Annotated in this window: 20 protein-coding genes and 1 tRNA gene; 15 read left to right on the top strand and 6 right to left on the bottom strand. The window is 74.5% G+C overall.

Annotated elements, in window-relative coordinates:
• The first annotated feature begins 30 nt into the window (after positions 1–30).
• Positions 31–741 (top strand): 2-C-methyl-D-erythritol 4-phosphate cytidylyltransferase, encoded by a 711-nt coding sequence (ispD, locus tag KC207_RS01300; RefSeq protein ID WP_249138475.1) that lies wholly within the window; start codon positions 31–33, stop codon positions 739–741.
• A 61-nt stretch (positions 742–802) separates the two neighbouring features.
• The gene (gene ispF, locus KC207_RS01305) at positions 803–1,291 is read left to right on the top strand and encodes a 2-C-methyl-D-erythritol 2,4-cyclodiphosphate synthase (protein ID WP_211601083.1); all 489 of its coding nucleotides are present in this window, start codon (positions 803–805) and stop codon (positions 1,289–1,291) included.
• 84 nt (positions 1,292–1,375) lie between these two features.
• On the opposite strand, the gene KC207_RS01310 is transcribed toward ispF, so the two are convergent.
• Together KC207_RS01310 and KC207_RS01315 are read right to left on the bottom strand one after the other, a co-directional pair.
• Positions 1,376–1,855, bottom strand: coding sequence for an NUDIX domain-containing protein (locus tag KC207_RS01310; protein ID WP_211601084.1), 480 nt, complete (start codon positions 1,853–1,855; stop codon positions 1,376–1,378).
• A 101-nt stretch (positions 1,856–1,956) separates the two neighbouring features.
• On the bottom strand, positions 1,957–2,280 hold the full coding sequence (locus tag KC207_RS01315) for a transcriptional regulator (protein ID WP_211601085.1): 324 nt from the start codon (positions 2,278–2,280) through the stop codon (positions 1,957–1,959).
• Positions 2,281–2,445: 165 nt separating this feature from the next.
• Between KC207_RS01315 and KC207_RS01320 the strand changes: the two genes are divergently transcribed.
• Together KC207_RS01320 and KC207_RS01325 are read left to right on the top strand one after the other, a co-directional pair.
• The gene (locus KC207_RS01320) at positions 2,446–3,540 is read left to right on the top strand and encodes an S-(hydroxymethyl)mycothiol dehydrogenase (protein ID WP_211601086.1); all 1,095 of its coding nucleotides are present in this window, start codon (positions 2,446–2,448) and stop codon (positions 3,538–3,540) included.
• A complete protein-coding gene (locus KC207_RS01325) occupies positions 3,537–4,205 on the top strand; it encodes an MBL fold metallo-hydrolase (RefSeq protein ID WP_249138476.1) in 669 nt (222 codons plus the stop codon). Before KC207_RS01320 ends, KC207_RS01325 begins: the two co-directional genes overlap by 4 nt.
• A 36-nt stretch (positions 4,206–4,241) precedes the next feature.
• Here KC207_RS01325 and KC207_RS01330 read toward each other — a convergent pair whose 3' ends face one another.
• Positions 4,242–5,228 (bottom strand): type IV toxin-antitoxin system AbiEi family antitoxin domain-containing protein, encoded by a 987-nt coding sequence (locus tag KC207_RS01330; protein ID WP_211601087.1) that lies wholly within the window; start codon positions 5,226–5,228, stop codon positions 4,242–4,244.
• A gap of 197 nt (positions 5,229–5,425) precedes the next feature.
• Here KC207_RS01330 and cysS point away from each other — a divergent pair, with 197 nt between their 5' ends.
• From cysS to KC207_RS01350, 4 genes are all read left to right on the top strand, one after another.
• A complete protein-coding gene (gene cysS / locus KC207_RS01335; protein ID WP_211601088.1) occupies positions 5,426–6,859 on the top strand; it encodes a cysteine--tRNA ligase in 1,434 nt (477 codons plus the stop codon).
• A gap of 1 nt (position 6,860) precedes the next feature.
• Positions 6,861–7,802, top strand: a complete 942-nt coding sequence (gene rlmB / locus KC207_RS01340; protein ID WP_211601089.1) for a 23S rRNA (guanosine(2251)-2'-O)-methyltransferase RlmB — start codon at positions 6,861–6,863, stop codon at positions 7,800–7,802.
• 158 nt (positions 7,803–7,960) lie between these two features.
• Positions 7,961–8,326, top strand: coding sequence for a DUF4190 domain-containing protein (locus KC207_RS01345; protein ID WP_211601090.1), 366 nt, complete (start codon positions 7,961–7,963; stop codon positions 8,324–8,326).
• Positions 8,323–8,772 (top strand): DUF2752 domain-containing protein, encoded by a 450-nt coding sequence (locus tag KC207_RS01350; RefSeq protein ID WP_211601091.1) that lies wholly within the window; start codon positions 8,323–8,325, stop codon positions 8,770–8,772. Before KC207_RS01345 ends, KC207_RS01350 begins: the two co-directional genes overlap by 4 nt.
• 16 nt (positions 8,773–8,788) lie before the next feature.
• Here the strand turns inward: KC207_RS01350 and KC207_RS01355 are convergent, their stop codons facing one another.
• The 3 genes from KC207_RS01355 to KC207_RS01365 all read right to left on the bottom strand — a co-directional run bounded on the left by KC207_RS01355 (position 8,789) and on the right by KC207_RS01365 (position 11,999).
• The gene (locus KC207_RS01355) at positions 8,789–9,439 is read right to left on the bottom strand and encodes an RDD family protein (protein ID WP_211601092.1); all 651 of its coding nucleotides are present in this window, start codon (positions 9,437–9,439) and stop codon (positions 8,789–8,791) included.
• Between the two features lie 36 nt (positions 9,440–9,475).
• Positions 9,476–10,723 carry a DUF4032 domain-containing protein gene (locus KC207_RS01360; RefSeq protein WP_211601093.1) on the bottom strand — a complete coding sequence of 416 codons (1,248 nt, stop codon included), beginning with the start codon at positions 10,721–10,723 and terminating at the stop codon, positions 9,476–9,478.
• 175 nt (positions 10,724–10,898) lie between these two features.
• Positions 10,899–11,999, bottom strand: coding sequence for an ABC transporter ATP-binding protein (locus tag KC207_RS01365; protein WP_211601094.1), 1,101 nt, complete (start codon positions 11,997–11,999; stop codon positions 10,899–10,901).
• Between the two features lie 210 nt (positions 12,000–12,209).
• On the opposite strand from KC207_RS01365, the gene KC207_RS01370 reads away from it, so the two are divergent.
• The 7 genes from KC207_RS01370 to KC207_RS01400 all read left to right on the top strand — a co-directional run bounded on the left by KC207_RS01370 (position 12,210) and on the right by KC207_RS01400 (position 20,158).
• Positions 12,210–12,638 (top strand): CBS domain-containing protein, encoded by a 429-nt coding sequence (locus tag KC207_RS01370; RefSeq protein ID WP_211601095.1) that lies wholly within the window; start codon positions 12,210–12,212, stop codon positions 12,636–12,638.
• A 91-nt stretch (positions 12,639–12,729) separates the two neighbouring features.
• Positions 12,730–14,409: a serine/threonine-protein kinase gene (locus KC207_RS01375; protein WP_211601096.1), complete on the top strand. Its 1,680-nt coding sequence runs from the start codon at positions 12,730–12,732 to the stop codon at positions 14,407–14,409.
• Positions 14,406–16,115 (top strand): threonine/serine exporter family protein, encoded by a 1,710-nt coding sequence (locus KC207_RS01380; protein ID WP_211601097.1) that lies wholly within the window; start codon positions 14,406–14,408, stop codon positions 16,113–16,115. The genes KC207_RS01375 and KC207_RS01380 overlap by 4 nt, the downstream gene beginning before the upstream one ends.
• 58 nt (positions 16,116–16,173) lie before the next feature.
• Positions 16,174–17,259 carry an LCP family protein gene (locus tag KC207_RS01385; protein ID WP_211601098.1) on the top strand — a complete coding sequence of 362 codons (1,086 nt, stop codon included), beginning with the start codon at positions 16,174–16,176 and terminating at the stop codon, positions 17,257–17,259.
• Between the two features lie 129 nt (positions 17,260–17,388).
• A tRNA-Thr gene (locus KC207_RS01390) sits at positions 17,389–17,461 on the top strand.
• 144 nt (positions 17,462–17,605) lie between these two features.
• Positions 17,606–19,606: a hypothetical protein gene (locus tag KC207_RS01395; protein ID WP_211601099.1), complete on the top strand. Its 2,001-nt coding sequence runs from the start codon at positions 17,606–17,608 to the stop codon at positions 19,604–19,606.
• Positions 19,607–19,651: 45 nt separating this feature from the next.
• The gene (locus KC207_RS01400) at positions 19,652–20,158 is read left to right on the top strand and encodes a DUF3253 domain-containing protein (RefSeq protein WP_211601100.1); all 507 of its coding nucleotides are present in this window, start codon (positions 19,652–19,654) and stop codon (positions 20,156–20,158) included.
• The last annotated feature ends 1 nt before the right edge of the window (position 20,159 follow it).

Here is a 20,159-nt window from a genome sequence, read left to right on the forward strand (position 1 = left end):
GCGTCCCCGCCGGGGACGGCACCCACTGACGTGACCGACGACGCCCACGCCGCACCCCGCGGCGTGGGCGTCGTCGTCGTCGCGGCCGGGTCCGGGCAGCGGCTCGGCGCCGACGTCCCCAAGGCGTTCGTCGACGTCGGGGGGCGCCCGATGCTCGGTCACGCGCTCGCCACCGCCGCCGCGCTGCCCGGTCTGCGCTCGCTCGTCGTCGTCGCCCCCGCGGGCATGGGGGACCCGGCCGGGGCGGGCTGGCGCGGGGTCGAACCGCCACCGGCGCTGCGGGTCGTCGAGGGGGCCGCGGACCGCAGCGGGTCGGTGGCCGCGGGCCTCGCCGCCGTCGACGACGGCTGCGACGTCGTCCTCGTCCACGACGCCGCCCGCTGCCTCACCCCGCTGGCGGTCTTCGAGCGCGTCGTCGCGGCCGTGCGGGCCGGCGCCGACGGGGTCGTCCCGGGGCTCGCCGTCGTCGACACCGTGAAGACCGTGGACGCGGGCGGTTTCGTCACCGGGACGCCCGACCGCGCCGGGCTGCGGGCCGTACAGACGCCCCAGGGCTTCCCGCTCGCCCTGCTGCGGGCCGCGCACGCGAGCGGGCAGGTCGCCACCGACGACGCCGCGCTCGTGGAGCGGACAGGTCACCGCGTGCTCGTCGTCGAGGGGGACGCGCTCGCCTTCAAGGTGACGACGCCGGAGGACCTGGAGCGGGCCACCCGGCTCGTCGCGGGACGGGACCACCCGTGACCGGGGCCGGCGGGCACCCGGTCGTGGGCGCCCGGGGTCCGGCCCGTGGTTGGATGCCGACGTGACGGTGCTGCCGAGGGTGGGGGTCGGGGTCGACGTGCACGCCCTCGCCCCCGAGGGGTCCGTCCGGGAGCTGTGGGTCGCCGGGCTGCACTGGCCGGGGGAGCGCGGCCTCGACGGGCACTCGGACGCCGACGTCGCGGCCCACGCCTGCTGCGACGCCCTCTTCTCGGCCGCCGGGATCGGGGACCTCGGGGCGCACTTCGGGACCGGACGACCCGAGCTCGCCGGGGCGTCCGGGGCGACGCTGCTCGCCGAGGCCGCCCGGCTGGTCCGGGAGGCCGGCTTCGACATCGGCAACGTCGCGGTCCAGGTCGTCGGCAACCGGCCCACGGTCGGCACCCGGCGCGCCGAGGCGGAGGCGGTGCTCTCGGAGGCCGTCGGGGCGCCGGTGTCGGTGAGCGGCACGACGACCGACGGGCTCGGGCTCACCGGCCGGGGTGAGGGCGCCGCCGCCGTCGCGACCGCCCTCGTCGTCCCCGTCGCCTGACGTCGCCCCGCCACCTCGCTCTCGCGGCGGCACGACACGCCGGGCCTCGGGCGAGGACCTCGGCGCGTCGCGTCACCTCGGTGGTCAGAAGCCCGTGATCCGCACCGGCTCGGGTGGCACGCCATGGGTGTCGAGCTCGCGGACGAGCCGGGGGAGGTCGCGGGGCGCGAAGACCGCGTCCGAGGTCGCGATCTCCTCGGGGCTCCACCAGCGGACCTCGTGCACGTTCTCGTCCCGCAGCTGGTCGGCGGTCAGGTCGGGGCACGGGTCGAAGTGGGGCACCTGCACGAGGTGGACATGATCGACCTGCCCGTCCCAGCCGCCCATCGGGAACAGGGCGGTCTTGGTCCACACCTCCGGGCCCAGCGCGTCGACGGTGAGCCCAACCTCCTCGCGCAGCTCCCGCCGGAGTGCATCCACCCGTGTCTCACCCCGTTCCACACCGCCGCCGGGGTTGGCCCAGAACCCGCCTGTCGGGCGGAGCCCTGCCCAGTCGAACCGGACGAGCAGGATCCACCCCGCGTCGTCGACGACGAGGCCCCGGACACCCTCGCGCAGCCGCATCGGTCGAGCGTACCGAGGGGCCGATCGGCGGGTCCGGCACGACGAGCCGACGTGACGTGCCGGACGTCGGCGCCTCCGGTCACCTCGCGACAGGGCGGGAGTCAGCGGGACCGGGCGGTGGTGCTGCGGCGGTCCGGGCCGACGATCCGGGCCATCCGCTGCAACTCCGCGACGTGCCCGCACAGGGCCTCACGGCCGGCGGCGGTGAGGACGACGGTCGTCACCTGGTGACCGTCCCGGGGTGCCCGGTCGAGGCGGGTGTACCCGCGGGCGGTGAGCACCTTGAGGTGCTTGGACAGCGCGGAGTCGGACAGGCCGACCTCGTCGCGGACGACGGCGAACTCGCGACCGGCGGGGACGAGGTAGGCGCAGATCTGCAGCCGGTGCGGCTCGTGGATGACGTCGTCGAACACCGCGTGGGGCATGTCCCCAGGGTACGTCCGTTTTCCTCGGCGGAAAGGGCGCTCGGACGAGGTACGCCGCGCGGGGCCGGGGCGTGCCGGAGCCGTCGGGGCGGCGCCGGACCGTCGGGCGCGAGCGGCGACTAGCGTTGCGGGGGTCAGCACCGTCGCCTCGGCAGGAGGAGCCCCATGTCCCAGACCGTCAAGGGAGTCGTCGCCCGTTCCAAGGGCGCCCCCGTCGAGCTCGTCGACGTCGTCGTCCCCGACCCCGGGCCGGGCGAGGCGGTCGTCGCGGTCGAGGCGTGCGGGGTGTGCCACACCGACCTGCACTACCGCGAGGGCGGCATCAACGACGAGTTCCCGTTCCTCCTCGGCCACGAGGCGGCCGGACGGGTCGAGGCGGTCGGCGAGGGCGTCACGGAGGTCGCGCCCGGCGACTTCGTCATCCTCAACTGGCGTGCGGTGTGCGGCGAGTGCCGGGCCTGCGCCAAGGGCGAGCCGCAGTACTGCTTCGCGACCCACAACGCGACCCAGAAGATGACGCTCACCGACGGCACGGAGCTCTCCCCGGCGCTCGGCATCGGGGCCTTCGTCGAGAAGACGCTCGTCGCCGCGGGCCAGTGCACGAAGGTCGAGGACGCCGACGCGGCGGCCGTCGGCCTCCTCGGCTGCGGCGTCATGGCCGGCTTCGGCGCGGCCGTCAACACCGGCGGCGTCACCCGGGGCGACTCGGTCGCCGTCATCGGCTGCGGCGGGGTGGGCGACGCCGCGATCGCGGGCTCCCGGATCGCCGGCGCGACGACGATCATCGCCGTCGACGTCGACGCCAGGAAGCTCGAGACGGCGAAGCAGTTCGGCGCGACGCACACCGTCGACGCCTCGACCGAGGACCCGATCGAGGCGATCCGCGCCCTCACCGGCGGGTTCGGCGCGGACGTCGTCGTCGAGGCCGTCGGGCGACCCGAGACCTACGAGCAGGCGTTCTACGCCCGCGACCTCGCCGGCACCGTCGTGCTCGTCGGCGTGCCGACGCCGGACAAGCAGGTCACCCTGCCGATGATCGACATCTTCGGCCGCGGCGGGGCGCTGAAGTCCAGCTGGTACGGCGACTGCCTGCCCTCGCGCGACTTCCCGATGCTCGTCGACCTCTACCGGCAGGGCCGCTTCGACCTCGACGCGTTCGTCACCGAGCGCATCGGCATCGCCGACGTCGAGGCCGCGTTCGAGAAGATGCACGGCGGGGACGTCCTGCGCTCCGTCGTCGTCATGGAGGGGTCGAAGTGAGCACGACCGACATCGGCAAGGACGTCCCGACCACCCCCGGAGGCGTCCGGGTCGAGCGGGTCGTCACCTCGGGGACCTTCGAGCTCGACGGCGGGTCCTGGGAGGTCGACAACAACGTGTGGCTCGTCGGCGACGACCGGCAGGTGCTCGTCGTCGACGCCGCGCACGACGCGTCCGCGATCCTCGAGGCGGTCGCGGGGCGCGAGGTCGTCGCCGTCGTGTGCACGCACGGGCACAACGACCACGTCAACGCGGTCGCCGAGCTGTGTGCGGCGACCGGTGCGACGTCCTACCTCCACCCCGACGACCGGGTGCTGTGGGACATGAGCCAGGACCAGCCGCCCGGGGCCGAGCTGTCCGACGGGCAGACCTTCACCGTCGGCGACGTCGGCCTCATCACGCTGCACACCCCGGGCCACGCCCCGGGGGCCTGCTGCCTGCACGCGCCGGCGCTCGGCGTGGTGTTCAGCGGCGACACGCTGTTCGACGGCGGACCCGGGGCCACCGGGCGCAGCCACAGCGACTTCCCGACGATCATCGAGTCCATCCGCACCCGGCTCTTCGAGCTGCCGCCCGAGACGGTGGTCCTCACCGGGCACGGCGACCCGACGGTCGTCGGCGACGAGACGCCGCACCTTCAGGAGTGGATCGAGCGCGGCAGCTGAGCCTCGGGCCGGGGTTGCTCGCGCTCGCCGGGGACGTTACCCCGTCCGGCGCGAGCAAGCCCGGCCGTCGAGGTCCCCTCGCGCCGAGCGCGGGGCAGCGGGGCGGCCGGCCGCTCTCGCGAGCGCGGCACGGACGCTCCGCGCGACGTGCCCCGGTCGGTCGAGGTCGGACCACACGACGCGGACCACCTCGTAGCCCAGTGCCCTCAGGGCGTCCTCACGCCGCTTCTCGGCCGCCAGGGCAGCCCGTCCCTGCGCACCCTCGTACTTCACGAGGCCGTCGAACTCGACGACGACCCGTCCCTCCACGAGGAGGTCGACCCGTGCTACGACGTGACCGCCCTGGTCGGCCACCCGCACCTGGCTCTCGACGGCCCACCCCTGGTCCCGCAGCAGCAGACGGGTGAGCGTCTCGCCGACGGACTCGCTCGCCGGGTCGGCCGTGGCCAGCATCCGGCCGGCGCGCCCCGCGGCGTGGGTGGTCGACGCGAGAGCCGCGACGGCCGCGTGCAGTGCGTCGACGGACGTCCCGCGACGGAGTGCGGCGTCCGCCGCGACGATCCCCGGCGTGCGGCCGGACCGCAGCAGCACCTGGGCGACGGCGGTCGCCACGTCGACCGTCGGGCAGCCGTCGACGTCGACGACGGTCGGGGCCGACGCGAGCGGGTGTAGGCGCAGGCCGGCCTCGGTCCGGTTCCGCGAGACCGGGCCGGTCGCGTCCACGACGGTCGTGGGGACGGCGTGGACGGGCAGTGCGTGCACCGCCAGGGCGCTCTGGTGTGTCGCCGCCCCCGGGACACCACGGGCGTGCAGTACCGCCCGGGTGCGCAGGGCCAGCCGGGCGTCCGGCATCGCGGCGTGCCAGGGGCCGGAGAGCACGTAGGCCCCGCGGCGGACCCGGACGATCCGACCGGTGCGCACGAGGGAGGCCAGCGTCGACGGATGGACGTCGGCGGCCGCCGCGTCACGGGCGCAGAGCACGCCGTGCCGTCCGGCGGCCGCGTCGAGAAGGTCCTCGGTCATGGCGGCGATCCTCCCGGACCATCCGCCGCGGCCCGTCGAGTTCTCCACAGGGGCCCGCCGGCCCGCGGACGGCCGGGCTTGCTCGCGCTCGCCGGGGACATTTCCCCGTCGACCGCGAGGAACCCCGGCAGCCGGCCATCGGGGGTGCGGGGTGCACGGTTCGAGCGCGGCGACGCCCCGCCGGTAGCCTGTCGCGGGTGACCCTCAGGCTGTTCGACTCCCTGTCCCGCGAGCTGCGTGACTTCGTCCCCGTCGTGCCCGGCAAGGCGGGGATCTACATCTGCGGGCTCACGACCCAGGCGCCGCCGCACATCGGGCACGTCCGCTTCGCCGTCGCCTTCGACGTGCTGCGCCGCTGGCTCGAACGGGGGCACGGCTACGACGTCACGCTCATCCGCAACGTCACCGACATCGACGACAAGATCCTCACGCGGTCGGCCGACGCCGGCGAGCCGTGGTTCGCGCTGAGCTACCGCAACGAGACCGAGACGGCCGATGCCCTGGAGTCCCTCGGGGTGTTGCCGCCGACCTACGAACCGCGCGCCACCGGGCACGTCCCGGAGATGGTCGAGCTCATGCAGACCCTCGTCGACGCCGGGCACGCCTACCCGGCCGACGACGGGTCGGGCGACGTCTACTTCGACGTCCGCTCCTGGCCCGCGTACGGCGAGCTGACGCACCAGCGCGTCGAGGACATGGCCGAGGCCGAGGACGCCGACCCGCGGGGCAAGCGCGACCCGCGCGACTTCGCCCTGTGGAAGGGCCGCAAGGCCGAGGAGCCGCTCACCGCGTCCTGGCCGACGCCGTACGGACGCGGCCGCCCCGGCTGGCACCTCGAGTGCTCGGCGATGGCCCGCAAGTACCTCGGCGACGCCTTCGACATCCACGGCGGCGGGGTCGACCTGCGCTTCCCGCACCACGAGAACGAGGTCGCCCAGTCCCGGGCGGCGGGGCTCGGCTTCGCCGGGTACTGGCTGCACAACGCGTGGGTGACGACCGGCGGCGAGAAGATGAGCAAGTCGCTCGGCAACTCGCTGCGGGTCAGCGAGGTCGTCAAGGCCCACCGCCCGCTCGCCGTCCGCTACTACCTCACGGCCGCGCACTACCGGTCGACGATCGAGTACCACGAGGGCTCGATCGAGGAGGCCGGTACCGCCGTCGAGCGGGTCGAGGGGTTCCTGCGGCGCGCGCTGCCCGGCGTCGAGTCGCTCCTGCCGGACGGGTCCGCCGACCTGCCCGCGGACTTCCGCGAGGCGATGGACGACGACCTCGGCGTCTCGGACGCGCTCGCCGCGATCCACCAGGCCGTGCGCGCGGGAAACACCGCGCTCGACGACGGGGACGTCGAGGACGCCCGCACCGTCGCCCACCAGGTCGTCGCGATGACGGACGTGCTCGGCGTCAACCCGCTCGACCCGGTGTGGATGGAGGACGAGACCGGCGGGGCCGACGCCGCGACGGCCCTGGACGCCCTCGTCAAGGAGCGGATCACCGCCCGGTCCGCGGCCCGCGCCGCCCGCGACTACGATACCGCCGACGCCATCCGGGACGAGCTGGCGGCCGCCGGCATCGCCCTCGAGGACACCGCCGCGGGGGCCCGCTGGACCCTCGCCCGACCGAAGGGCGACTGACGTGGCCGGGAACAGCGCACGCCGTGGAGCGGTCCGCAAGGGCGGCAAGAAGGGCCCGCAGGTCGGCTCGGGCGGGCAGCGCCGCAAGCAGCTCGAGGGCAAGGGCCCGACGCCCAAGGCCGCCGACCGCCCGAACCACAAGGCGCACCGGTCGGCGAAGTCCGCCGCCAAGCGCACCCCGTCGCGTTCGGCGAAGAAGCGGGGCGCCACCTCCAGCGAGGTCGTCGCCGGCCGCAACGCCGTCGTCGAGGCGCTGCGCGCCGAGGTGCCGGTCACGACGATGTACGTCGCCGGACGCATCGACGCCGACGACCGGGTCCGCGAGGCGCTGACGATCGCCACGCAGCGCGGCATCCCCGTCCTCGAGACCCCCCGCGGCGAGCTCGACCGGCTCACCGACGACGCGGTCCACCAGGGCCTCGCCGTGCAGGTGCCGCCCTACGAGTACGCCCACCCGCGCGACCTGTCGCACCAGGAGCTGCCGGGCGTCCCGCTCGTCGTCGCGCTCGACGGGATCACCGACCCCCGCAACCTCGGAGCGATCGTCCGCTCCACGGCGGCGTTCGGGGGCCACGGCGTCGTCGTGCCCGCCCGTCGCTCGGCCGGGATGACGGCGAGCGCGTGGAAGACGAGCGCCGGGGCCGCCGCCCGCATCCCGGTCGCCCAGGCGGCCAACCTCACCCGGGCCCTCGAGGACTTCCGTAAGGAGGGCTTCTTCGTCATCGGCCTCGACATGGACGGCGACGTCGACCTGCCCGACCTCGACCTCGCCTCGGAGCCCCTCGTCGTCGTCGTCGGCTCGGAGGGCAAGGGCCTGTCCCGGCTCGTCCGCGAGACGTGCGACCAGATCGTCTCGGTCCCGATGAGCTCGGCCGTCGAGTCCCTCAACGCGGGCATCGCGACCGGCGTCACCCTCTACGAGATCGCCCGCCGCCGTCGCTGACGGCGGGTCGCCGCGCACCGGGGAGACCTCCCCGGTGACCGACCGGCGGAATGTGGCGTGGTCCCGGGACTCCTGAGGGATCGCTGTGGGAGGATCGGCGCCGCCGGGAGGACCCGGCAGGGGGCGTGAGCCCTCCACCGACGTGAAAGAGGGAGACCATGTCCGACTACGGTTCGACGCCCCCGCCGCCGCCCGGTGGCGGCGACGGCGGCTACGCAGCGCCCCCGCCCGCCGGCGGCGGGATGGGTGGCGGGGCCACCGACCACCCCAAGGGGATCACGGTGCTCGTGCTCGGCATCCTCTCGATCGTCTGCTGCTCCCCGCTCGGCATCGTCGCCTTCATCATGGGCAACAACGCCCTCAAGGAGATCGACGCCAACCCCAGCGCGTACAGCAACCGCCAGATCGTCCAGATCGGCCGCATCCTCGGCATCATCGGCATCGTGCTGCTCGTCCTGAGCCTCATCTGGGTGCTCTTCCTCGGCGGCCTCACCGCGATCTCGGGGTCCACGACCTCCCCGTGACGTCCGTGACGCAGGCGCGGGAGGCGGCGCGCACCGAGGACACCTCGTCCCGGTGGCGCCGCCTCCTGCTGCCCGCGGGGGTCGCGGGCGTCGTCGCCGCCGGGACGGCCTACGTCGCGGCGGTCGACCCGAACGACCCCGGTCACTACCCGCTGTGCCCGACGTTCGCGCTCGCCGGGATCTACTGCCCCGGGTGCGGGATGCTGCGGGCCACCCACGAGCTGACCCAGGGGGACCTCGTCGGAGCCACGGCGATGAACCCGCTGGCCGTCCCGATGTACGTCGGTCTCGTCGTGCTCTTCGTCGCGTGGGTGCTCGCGCGCTGGCGCGGGCGCAGCCTGCGCTGGGACCCCCCGACGTGGATGCCGGCCGCCCTCGCGGTCGCCTTCGTCGCGTTCACGATCGCCCGGAACGTGCCGGGCTGGACGCTGCTCGCCCCGGCGTGAGCACCCGGTCGGCTGCTCAGCGGCGGACCTCGATGACCGCCGACGTCACCACCTTGTCGTGCACCGTCTGCCGGTCGGGGTCCCACAGCATCCACAGGCTCGACAGGTAGACGACCTGGTTGACGAGCCCGCTCACGAGCTCGCGCAGGAAGCAGCGGCCGGGCCCGATGGGTACCCCCGTCACGGCGTCGATGAGCACGATGCCCTGCCACGACTTGCCGACGCTCTGGCCCGTCGAGCCCATCCGGAAGACCCGGTTCCACAGCAGGATCGCGAACATCGCCGCGTACGACAGCAGGATGACGCCGAAGGCGCCGGAGGCCAGCACCGCGACGACCCCTGCGCCCGAGCCCGGGTCCGACGCGGACACGGCGCCCGCGACCGACCCCGCCATCATCATCGCGAACCCGGCGAACACGCCGAGGAGCGGCACGAGGACGAGGAGGGTGTCGACGAGGTAGGCGAGGAAGCGCTTCTCGAAGGTCGCCACCCGGCCGAAGTGCGTCTCGACGTAGCCGATCGTGCCGGGGGCCGCCGACGGGTACCCGGGGGCGGGGACGACGGCGTGCCCGCCGTAGGGGTTCGTGGGCGGGCCTGCGGGCGCCGGTCCCGGGGCGGCCGGACCACCCGACGGGTGCTGCGGCGGCGGGTACGGCTGGTCGGTCACGGGGTCCCCCTGGGCGCTCGTCGGTGCGCTCGCAGCCTAGGCGTTCCGGTCGGCGATGACCGGCAGCTCCTCGGTGTCGACCCCGAGGACGGCGCGCTCGTCCGGCTTGCCCGGCAGCACCTTCGCGACGTAGTCGGCGAGGGCGTCGGTGATCGGGACGTCGTGCCGGGCGCGCTCGGCCATGTACCACCGGTGCTCGAGCACCTCGTGGAAGACCTCGGCCGGCTCGAGCTTGGCGAGCAGCGACGCCGGCACCCCGCGGGTCACCGGCTCGTAGACCCGGGCGAGCCAGTCGTGGGCGACGATCTCCTCGTCCTCGCCCTGGCGGCCCGTCGCGGCGGAGAAGACCTCGAGGTCGTTGAGCAGCCGCCGCGCCTGGTTCTCGCGCACGTCGAGACCGGTGAGCCGCAGCAGCCGCCGGGAGTGGTGCCCGGAGTCGACGACCTTCGGCTGGATCCGGATCGTCGTCCCGTCGAAGTCGGTCGTGATCTCGAGCTCGTCGACGTCGAAGCCCATCTTGTTCAGCCGTCGGATGCGGTCGTCGACGCGCCAGCGCTCGGTCTCGACGATGTGCTCCTCGGCGGTGAGCTCGGCCCACAGCTCGCGGTAGCGGGTCATGATCCGCTCGCTCACCTCGATGGGGTCGCGCTCCTCCTGGAGCAGCCCGCCGGCCTCGAGGTCCATCAGCTCGCCGGCGATGTTGACCCGGGCAATGTCGAGGTCGTGCTCACGCTGGCCGTCGCTGAGCCGGTTGCGCAGCTCGCCGGTCTCGGCGTCGACGAGGTAGGCGGCGAAGGAGCCGGCGTCGCGTCGGAAGAGGGTGTTCGACAGCGACACGTCGCCCCACCAGAACCCGGTGAGGTGCAGCCGGACGAGGAGGACGGCGAGGGCGTCGATGAGCCGGGTGGCCGTGCCCTTGCGCAGCGACTGGCTGTACAGGGCCCGGTAGGGGAGGGAGAACTGGAGGTGCCGGGTGACGAGGCAGGCGTCGAGCGGCTCGCCGTCGACCCCGACGCGTCCGCTGACGACGGCGAACGGCTCGACGGTCGGCAGGTGCAGGCGCCGCAGGTCGCGCAGCATCTCGTACTCGCGGCGGGCGATGTCGTCCTTGATCTCCTTGATGGCGAGCACCCGTCCGGAGAGGCGGACGAACCGGACGACGTGCCGGGAGATGCCGCGGGGGAGCGCGGCGAGGATGTCCTCGGGCCAGTCCTCGAGCGGGGTGCGCCAGGGCAGGTCGAGGAGTGCCGGGTCGGGCCGGGCGGCGGTGAGCTCGAGGGCCATCGGTCGTCCTGGGGTCGGGGTCGGGGTCGGGGTGGGAGTGGGGGTCGGGGTCGACGGTGGGGTGGGCGGTGCGGAGCTCTTCGGCGCCCGCACGGGGGCGGGGTGGTGACAGGGCGACGCCCCGGACGAGTGGCTCGTCCGGGGCGTCGTCGCTGCGGGCGAGTCGGCCGACGCGTCAGAGACGCGCGCCGGACTCCTTGTTGAACACGTGCATGTGCTGGCCCTTGGGGTAGACGTAGATCTTCTCGCCCTTCGCGGGGACCTTGCGGCCGTCGACGCGGGCGATGAAGGGCTTGGCGAGGTTGTCGTCGCCGCCCTCGAGGGTGAAGTTCTGGTCCGTGGGCGTGCCGTAGACGTACGCGTCGGCGCCGAGCTCCTCGATGACGTCGACGGTCAGCTCGAGGCCGTCGTTGTTCGTCGTGAGCTCGACGTCCTCGGGGCGGACCCCGACGACGACGTGCGAGCCGCCGTCGTTCGCGCCCTCGCGGGGCACGGACACGGTGTGGTTGCCGAACTTCGCGCCGTCGGCGGTGACCGGGACGGTGACGAGGTTCATCGCCGGCGAGCCGATGAAGCCCGCGACGAAGAGGTTGGCCGGCTTGTCGTACATCTCGCGCGGGGTGGCGCACTGCTGGAGGATGCCGTCCTTGAGGAGGGCGATCCGGTCGCCCATCGTCATGGCCTCGACCTGGTCGTGCGTGACGTAGACGGTCGTGACCCCGAGGCGGCGCTGGAGCGAGGCGATCTGGGTGCGGGTCTGCACGCGGAGCTTGGCGTCGAGGTTCGACAGCGGCTCGTCCATGAGGAAGACCTGCGGGGAGCGCACGATCGCCCGGCCCATCGCGACACGCTGCCGCTGGCCACCGGAGAGGGCCTTCGGCTTGCGCTCGAGGTACTGGGTGAGGTCGAGGATGTTCGCGGCCTCCTCGACGCGCTTGCGGATCTCGCCCTTGTCGACACCGGCGATCTTGAGCGCGAAGCCCATGTTGTCGGCGACGGACATGTGCGGGTACAGCGCGTAGTTCTGGAAGACCATCGCGACGTCGCGGTCCTTGGGCGAGAGGTCGGTGACGTCGCGGTCGCCGATCCAGATCTTGCCCTGGTTGACCTCCTCGAGGCCGGCGAGCATCCGCAGCGAGGTGGACTTGCCGCAGCCGGAGGGGCCGACGAGGACGAGGAACTCGCCGTCCTCGATGTCGATGTTGAGCTTGTCGACGGCGGGGGTGTCGGACCCGGGGTAGATGCGGGTCGACTCGTCGAACTTCACAGTTGCCATGGGCGTCGTTGCCTTTCCTTCACCGGCAGGAACGTGCCGGACGATCCGAGTAAAGGTGGTGCTCCCGCGGGCGTCGGTGCCCGTGGTGCCCGCCAGTATGCCAGCCGCAGGGCCCCGGAGGCAGGGTCGTCCCGCGCCGGCGGCGTCCCGCGCCTGGCGGCGGCCGGCGCATCTCTGGCGTGTCCCGCCGCGGACCCCTACCGTTGGGCCATGAAGATCGCGGACGTGGTCAAGCGCAAGGGTGGGGACGTCGTCACGGTGCGTCCCGACGCCACCGTCTCCGAGCTGCTGGCACTGCTCGCCGAGCACCGGATCGGCGCCGTCGTCGCGAGCGAGGACGGCACGGCGGTCGCCGGCATCGTCAGCGAGCGGGACGTCGTGCGGCACCTGCACACCGCCGGGGCGGGCCTGCTCGACGCCCCGGTCGCCGACATCATGACGACGTCGGTCCACACGAGCCACCCGGACGAGTCCCTCGAGGACCTCGCGACGCAGATGACCGAGCGCCGCATCCGGCACGTCCCCGTCGTCGTCGACGGCGCCCTCCAGGCGATCGTGTCGATCGGGGACATCGTGAAGTTCCGGATCGACACCCTCCAGGCCGAGCGCGACCAGCTGCGCGACTACATCTCCCAGTGACGTCCCGCCTTTCCCGATGACTTCCTGAGGACGGGCGCGACACCCCGGGAGCACCGCCCGGGGTCCGCCCGTTGCCCCTACCGTGGATGTCATGACCGCGGACGCCGTCGACGGGCACCGGCCCGAGACCCCGCCCGGCGCGCAGGATACGCGCCGGCTCGGGCGCTACCGGCTGGTCCAACGGCTCGGCGAGGGCGGGATGGGCGTGGTCCACCTCGGGCTCGACGACCACGGCCGCGCCGTCGCCGTGAAGATGCTGCGCTCGCACGTCGCCCACGACCCCGACGCCCGCGCCCGGCTGGCCCGCGAGGTCGACACCCTGAGCCGGATCCGCAGCCCGCGGGTGGCCCCGGTCGTCGACGCCGACGTCGACGGCGAGACCCCGTACGTCGTGACCCGCTACGTCGACGGCCCGGCCCTGGACGCCCTCGTCGAGGAGCGCGGTCCGCTCGACCCCGGCGCACTGCACCGGGTGTCCGCCGGGCTCGCCGAGGCCCTCGACGCCATCCACTCGGCGGGCGTCGTCCACCGCGACGTCAAGCCCGGAAACGTCCTCCTCGTGGGCGGCGATCCCGTGCTCATCGACTTCGGCATCGCCCACGCCGTCGACGACGTCCGGCTCACCTCGGCGGGGCTCGTCATGGGGACGCCGGGCTACCTCGCCCCGGAGGTCGTCTCCGGTGAGGACGTCACCCCGGCGACCGACTGGTGGGGGTGGGCGGCGACGACGGCCTTCGCCGCCTCCGGCAGCCCGCCGTTCGGGCGCGGCCAGATGAACGCCGTCCTCGCGCGGGTCGCCTCCGGCGAGCCCGACCTCGTCGCCGTCGACCCGCGCATCGAGCCCCTGCTCTACGCGGCGCTCTCGCCGTGGCCCGACGAGCGGCCGCACCACCACGAGATCGTCCGGGCCCTGGAGACCTACGCCCACGGACAGCCCGTCACCGAGGCCATCGAGGTGCGCCGCTCCCGGGACACGGCCGCCGTCGACGCGGGTGGCCGGACCGCCGTCATGCCTGCGGCCGCGCCCTCGTCGACGTGGGCCGACGAGCACCCGCCGCCCCCGCCGCGCGAGCAGCCGTCCTCGCCCCGTGAGCAGCTGCCGCCACCGCCGCCCTCCGACGGACGCGGACCCCACGACGACGTCGTCCGGGTCGCCACCGACCCGCGCATCGGCCAGGCGCACCGCAGCGGGACCCTGCTCGCCCTCCTGGCCCTGCTCGCCGGGGTCACCGCCGCCGCCCCGCTCGTCGGGCTCGCCGGGCTCCTGCTGTGGATGACCCTCGCCCGCACGTCGGACCGGTCGGTCACCTCGCTCGTCATGCGGCGGCACTCCCACGGCCCGCGTGGCAGCGACATCCCGATGGCGGTCGCCTCCTCGCCGTGGCACCTCGTCGTCGGGGCCGTCGGGACGGTCGCGACCGCGGCCCTGCCGGTGCTCGTCGGGGTGTGCGCGATGTTCGCCGGGGCGCTCGTCGTCGGCGAGGCGTCCGGCGGCGGCACGCGTGCCGACGGCGTCGTCCCGCTCCTCGCCGGGGCCGTCTTCACCGCGCTCACCGCCTGGTGGGGGCCCGGCGGGGCGTCGCTGCGCCGGGGCAGCCGCAGCCTCGTCCGGGGCGCCACGCGCAACCCGACCGTCCGACAGGTGGTCGTCGTGGCGCTGCTCCTGCTCGCGGCTACGCTTCTGGCCGTGACCGCGAGCCGTGGCGCGCCCGTCTGGGCGCCACTCCAGCAGGCGCCGGCGTGGGTCGACCAGGTGGTCCCCCAGCTGTGAACGCCCCCAAGCAGCGGCGCTCGCGGATCATCCGCGGGGACATGCCGACCGACCCGATGCCGATGGCGGACCTGCTCCGCCGCACCCCGTACCGGCACGCCCGCATCCCCGACGCCGCTGCGGAGGAGCGCCAGGTCCGCCGCGGGCTCGAGCTCGCCGTGCGGGTCGGCGAGATCATGCTGCGGAGCGGAGCCGGCGCCCCCCACGTCGAGGGGAGCATCGCGGCCGTCGCGGCCGCGGCGGGCGTCGACAAGGTCGACCTCGACATCACGATGCAGTCCGTGCTCGCCCAGGCCCGCAGCAGCGACGGGCGCGCACACACCCTGCTCAAGGTCGTGCGGCGGACCCGCTTCGACTACGCCCGGCTCGTCGCGGTCCACCAGCTCGTGCAGTCCCTCGTCGCGGGCGACATCACCGTCGAGGAGGCGTCGGACCGGCTGCGCCAGATCGAGCGGCACCGCCGTAACTTCTCGGCGAACGCGCTCGTCGTCGCCAACGCCGTCCTCGCCTCGGCCGTCGCCGTCCTCATCGGTGCCGGGATCGTCGCCGCGCTCGTCACGGCCGTCGTCGTCCTCGCCGTGCAGGGCGTCAACCGGCTGCACCAGCGCGTCGACCTGCCGGAGTTCTACGGCAACGCGATCAACGCCGGGACGGCCACCCTCCTCGCCGGCGGGTTCTACGCCCTCGGGGCCGCGGACCTCTTCCCGTTCGGCGGGCCGGACTTCGCCTTCGTCGTCGCCGGCGGCATCGTCGCGATGCTGCCCGGACGCACGATGGCCTCGGCGATCGAGGACGTGATCTTCGGCTACCCGCTCACGGGGGCCGGTCGTCTGCTCGCCGTCTTCCTCTCGCTCACAGGCCTCATCATCGGCATCGCCGCAGGGCTCGGGGTCCTCCTCAACCTCACCCGGATGCTCGACGCGTCGTTCGTCTCGCCCGCGGTGCTGGACCTCCGTGTCTCCGAGGCGCCGATCGTCCCCGCGCTGCTCGCCCCGCTCATCGTCGGGCTCGCGGCGGCCGTCACGGTCCAGAGCCGGTGGCGGCTCATCGTCCCCACCGGTGGCCTCACCCTCCTCGGGGTCGTCGTGGTCTCCCTCCTCGTCCGCGAGCTCGGGTTCGGCGTCATCACCGGCACCGGTATCGCGGCCGTCGTCGTCGGCCTCGCGGGGCGCTTCGTCGGGCAGCGGATGGGGGCGCCGTCGCTCGTCGTCGTCGTGCCGGCGCAGTTCGGCCTGCTCCCCGGTCTCACGATCTTCCGCGGTCTCTACGAGATGGTCGCGACGGGCTCCGCGCAGGGGCTGCTGTCGCTCCAGTCAGGTATCACGACGCTGCTGAGCGCCGGGGCCGTCCTGCTCGCCATCGCGACCGGCACGGTGCTCGGTGAGTTCCTCGCCTCGCCGTGGGACACGAAGATGCGCGGCGTCGCCCGGACACCGGACGCCCGACCGGCGGCGGCCGACGCGACGTCGGCGGGGGCGGCGTTCGGCATCCCGACCGGGGCGATCGTGGTCGACCCGGTCGACGAGGTGCCGGTCCACGTCATCGAGCTCGCGGTGCCCGAGGTGAGAGCGCAGGCCGAGGAGCGGGACCCGGGGGAGCCGGATCCGGAGGGCCCGGAGGACGGGCGCCGGGACGACGAGCACGTCGCCGCCGTCGCCGAGGGACCGACGACCTCCCGGCCGCACCGCCCCGACGACCGACGCTGAGGACACGCTGGGCCCGCGATTCCCGCGGTACTCCCGGCGCCGCCTACCCTCTGGGGCCATGCGCACCCCTGCCGTCGTGCTCACCACCGCCCTCGTCCTGTCCGTGGCCGCCTGCTCCGGCGACCCCGAGCCGGCGACGACCGCCGCGCCCACCTCGTCCTCGCCGACCGCGACGCCGACCCCCACGCCCGACGTCGTCGTCGACGGCGCGAACGCGCGGCTCACCGCCGCCGTCGCCGAGGTGTACGAGGGCGAGACGGGGATCGAGGCGCAGGCGCACCTCGGGACCTGGAAGAAGCAGCGGGTCGCCGTCGTCACCCACGACGACGACGTGACGCTCGCCGTCGGCCCGGACTGGGAGGTCGTCGGCGGCTGGTGGCCCTCGCTGGACCGGGGCGCCGACCTCGGCGACGAGGCGCGGTTCGTCCTCGTCATCGGCTCCGACGCCCGCCCCGGCACGACGCTGAAGGGCACCCGCGCGGACGCCATCCAGGTCATCGGGATCGACGGCGAGGGCGGGGGCGGCGTCCTGGGGATGGCCCGCGACATCTGGGCGCCGATGCCCGGCGGCGGCAGCGCGAAGCTCAACGCCGCGTTCGCGTTCGACGGGGGCGAGGGGCAGGTCGAGGCCGTCGAGGACGTCACCGGCCTGCCGATCGAGGGGTACGTCGCGACCGGTTTCGGCGGGTTCGAGGAGATCGTCGACGAGTCCGGCGGGCTGCCGATGACGATCGCGAAGAAGGTCGTGCTCCAGGACACGGTCACCGTGCCGAAGGGCGAGCAGACCCTCGACGGCGAGAAGGCGCTCGCCTACGCGCGGGAGCGCAAGTCGCTGCCGGACGGTGACTTCGGGCGCTCGCGGCACCAGGGGCTCACCCTGCTCGCGGCGGCCGTCGCGGCCCGGCTGTCCGGGCCGGAGATCATCGCCGAGGAGATGACCCTCGTCGACGCGCACGCCGAGAGCGACCTGTCGGCGGAGGAGGCGCTGACCTTCGTCGCGGCGTTCTTCCGGGTGAACCCCACGAAGGTCGGCCACCACGTCGCGAAGGGCGGCTTCGGGACGAGCTCGGATGGGCAGTCGATCGTCGTCCTCGACCAGGAGTCGAAGGACGTCTTCCGCGAGTTCCGCGACGGCCGCCTCTGAGCCGCGCCGATGGTGGTCCGCGGGTGCCCGACGGCGCGTGAGGTATCGCTCACGGACCGTCGAGCACCCGGGCAGCGGGGGGTGCCCTCCCGCGTAGAGTGTGGCCCCGCGGCCGGGTGCCGGTCGCGTGCTGGCGTGGCGCAACCGGTAGCGCACCTGTCTTGTAAACAGGGGGTTGGGGGTTCGAGTCCCCCCGCCAGCTCGTCTCCCCGTGTGCCGCACGACCTGGCGGGGTGGCGGCCGCGGTGACCTCCGTCGGCCTCTCGGTCCGATCGGTGCGGTTCCCCGTCGCAGGAGCGTCCGGGACGGTTACGCTCCGCCCGTCCGCATCGAGAAGGGGGAGGCCATGTCGGCCGTCGCGCGCCTGTCGGTCGTCCTGTCCACCGCCGTCGCGCTCGTCGCCGGACCGGCCGTGGTCCCGGGCGCGGCCTCCGAACCCGGCGACCCGCTCGTCGCGCTGCTCGTCGTGAACGCCGACAGCGCCACACCCGGGGTCGTCGACGGGCCCTTCGACGTCGTGGCCGAGCTGACCGGCGCCGGCGCCGCCGACGTCTCGCTGGTCCTGCGCCTGCCGTCGTGGCAGCACAGCACCCCACCCTCTCCGGCTCCGGTCGTCGTCCGGGGTGGGACCTGCACCGCGACGTGCCGCGTCACGTGGCGCGTGGACCCGGCGGACCGACGGTTCCCGTGGTACCCCGGCGGCGCCCGTCTCGACCTCTCGGCCACCTCCTCGGGTCGGTCCCTCGACACCTACGGCACGTACGTGCGCTACGACCCGCCCGTGGCGCCGTCCTGGGTCAAGCGTCTCGAGGCCTTCCCGACGAAGAACACGGCGGGCTACGCGGCGGAGGTCTTCGACACCGGTGGTGTCGTCCATGTCGCCGGGATGCCGGGCCGAGGCGCGGGGGAGCGGCTCGCCGTCACGCTGGAGCCCCTGGTGCCGGGGCCCGACGACCCACCACCGGCGAGCGCGACCGGCTCGTGGGGGAGCGATCCCGACACGGGGTACGCGGAGGGCTCCGTCGTCCTCGACACCACGACCGTTCCCGAGGGCCGCTACCGGCTGCGCGTCCAGGCCCACGACGGAGCAGGGCACTGGTCCTACCCCGGGACGGGCGTCCTCGTCGTCGCGCACCGTCCCGTCGTCTCCGCCCGGGCGGGCGGCAGTGGGGTCGTCGCGCTGGGGATGCCGACCGGCCTGACGGCGACGGTCCAGGCGCCGCGAGCCTCGACCGATGACCTCGGCGTCCTCCGGGTCACCGTCGGAGGACGGACGACGGAGCACCCCGGCGGGCTGCTCTCCTGGTACACCCCGCGGGACCGTACCCAGCCCTCCTCCCGCACGGTCACCCTGCCGACGACGGGTCTCCCGGCCGGGAGGACGCCGGTCTCGGTCGAGGTGCTCGACGCACGGGGGGTCGTCGTCGGGCGCGCCACGACGAGCGTCGACGTGGTCGACTTCCAGGTCCGCGTGGAGGCACCGCCTCTCGTCGTGGGTCGGCGGACGACGGCCCGGCTCAGCGCCCGGATCCCCGCGGGGGTGGACGTCCGCGACTGCCGGCTGGTCCTCCGCGAGGCGAACCTGACGTCCGAGGGGCCCGACCTCTGCCCGGAGACCTCCGTCACCGTGCTCGACGCGACGAGGCCGATCGTGCCGACCGCCGCCGGCACTGCGTCACTGGGCGCCTCGATCCTGCTGCACGACGCGGCGGGGCCGGTCACCGAACGACCCGTCACCGTGCACGCACGACGGACCGTGACGCTCCAGGCGCCGAACCGTTCCCGGTGGGGCTCGGTGCACACGGCCACCGTGACCGTGAGCGACGAGCGGACCCTCGGCACGACGTCCGCGGCCCGGTCCGGTCTGGCGGTCGCGGTGGAGCGGCGCGCCGCCGGCTCGGACCGGTGGGTGACGGTCGCCCGCGGCGAGACCGGGTCCGGCGGGGTGGCGCGGCTGCGGTACTCGCAACGCGCGACGGGTCGCCTGCGGGCCGTCGTCGTGGGCACCGTGCCCGGCACCTCGGTCCGGTCGCCGTCCCGGCCGACGACGTCGGTGGCGTCGGTCCGCTGGACCGGCCTCCCGTCGTCGTCGCGGGTCGGCGCGGCCGTCCGGGCGACCGTCGTGGCCACGCCCTACGAGTCGGGCGCCCGCGTGCGGTTCCAGGCCCGCAAGGTGGGGGCGAGGACCTGGCGGACCCTCGCCTCCGGTGCCGTGACCTCCAGCGGGTCGGCCTCCGTCCGCGCCCGGTTCGCCTCGCGAGGGACGTGGGAGGTCCGGGTCGAGCGGGTCGCGACGCCCCGGCAGGTCGCCGGGTACAGCAGCGTGCGACGCGTCGTCGTCGGCTGAGCAACACGGAGGGACCCACCGGGCCGGTGCCCGTACGGTGAGGAGATGGGCGCGGACGAGCCGGAACGGACCGCCGACGGCAGGTACGTCGTCGTCGACGGACGGCGCTGGCGGGCGAGCGACCCCGGTATCCCCGACCGGCTCCGGGCCGAGCTCGTCGCCGAGCTCATGGCCGCCCGTCGTGCCGTCCGCTCCGACGGCGACGCCGCGCGGCACCGGGTCCAGGACGCCAAGGTCGCCCTCGGGGAGCGGGGCGAGCCGTGGTGGGAGGAGCCGTCCGACGAGGGCCGGGCCACCCGGATGACCGCGGCACTGCGCACCCTGCTGCGGCACCGGCCGGACGGGACGGTGTGCCCGAGCGAGGTCGCCCGGGTCGTCGGCGGCGAGGACTGGAAGCCCTGGTCGAGGCCCGCACGCGACCTGGCGTTCGACCTCGCGGACGGAGGAGTCGTCCGGGTGCTGCAGAAGGGCGAGCCTGTCGGGCGCGACGTGCGGGGGCCGGTGCGGATCGGCCGCGGGGGGTCGTTCGACGACGGGTCCGCTGCCGGGTGAT

The organism is Phycicoccus avicenniae, assembly GCF_018139485.1.
GTDB lineage: Bacteria > Actinomycetota > Actinomycetes > Actinomycetales > Dermatophilaceae > Phycicoccus > Phycicoccus avicenniae.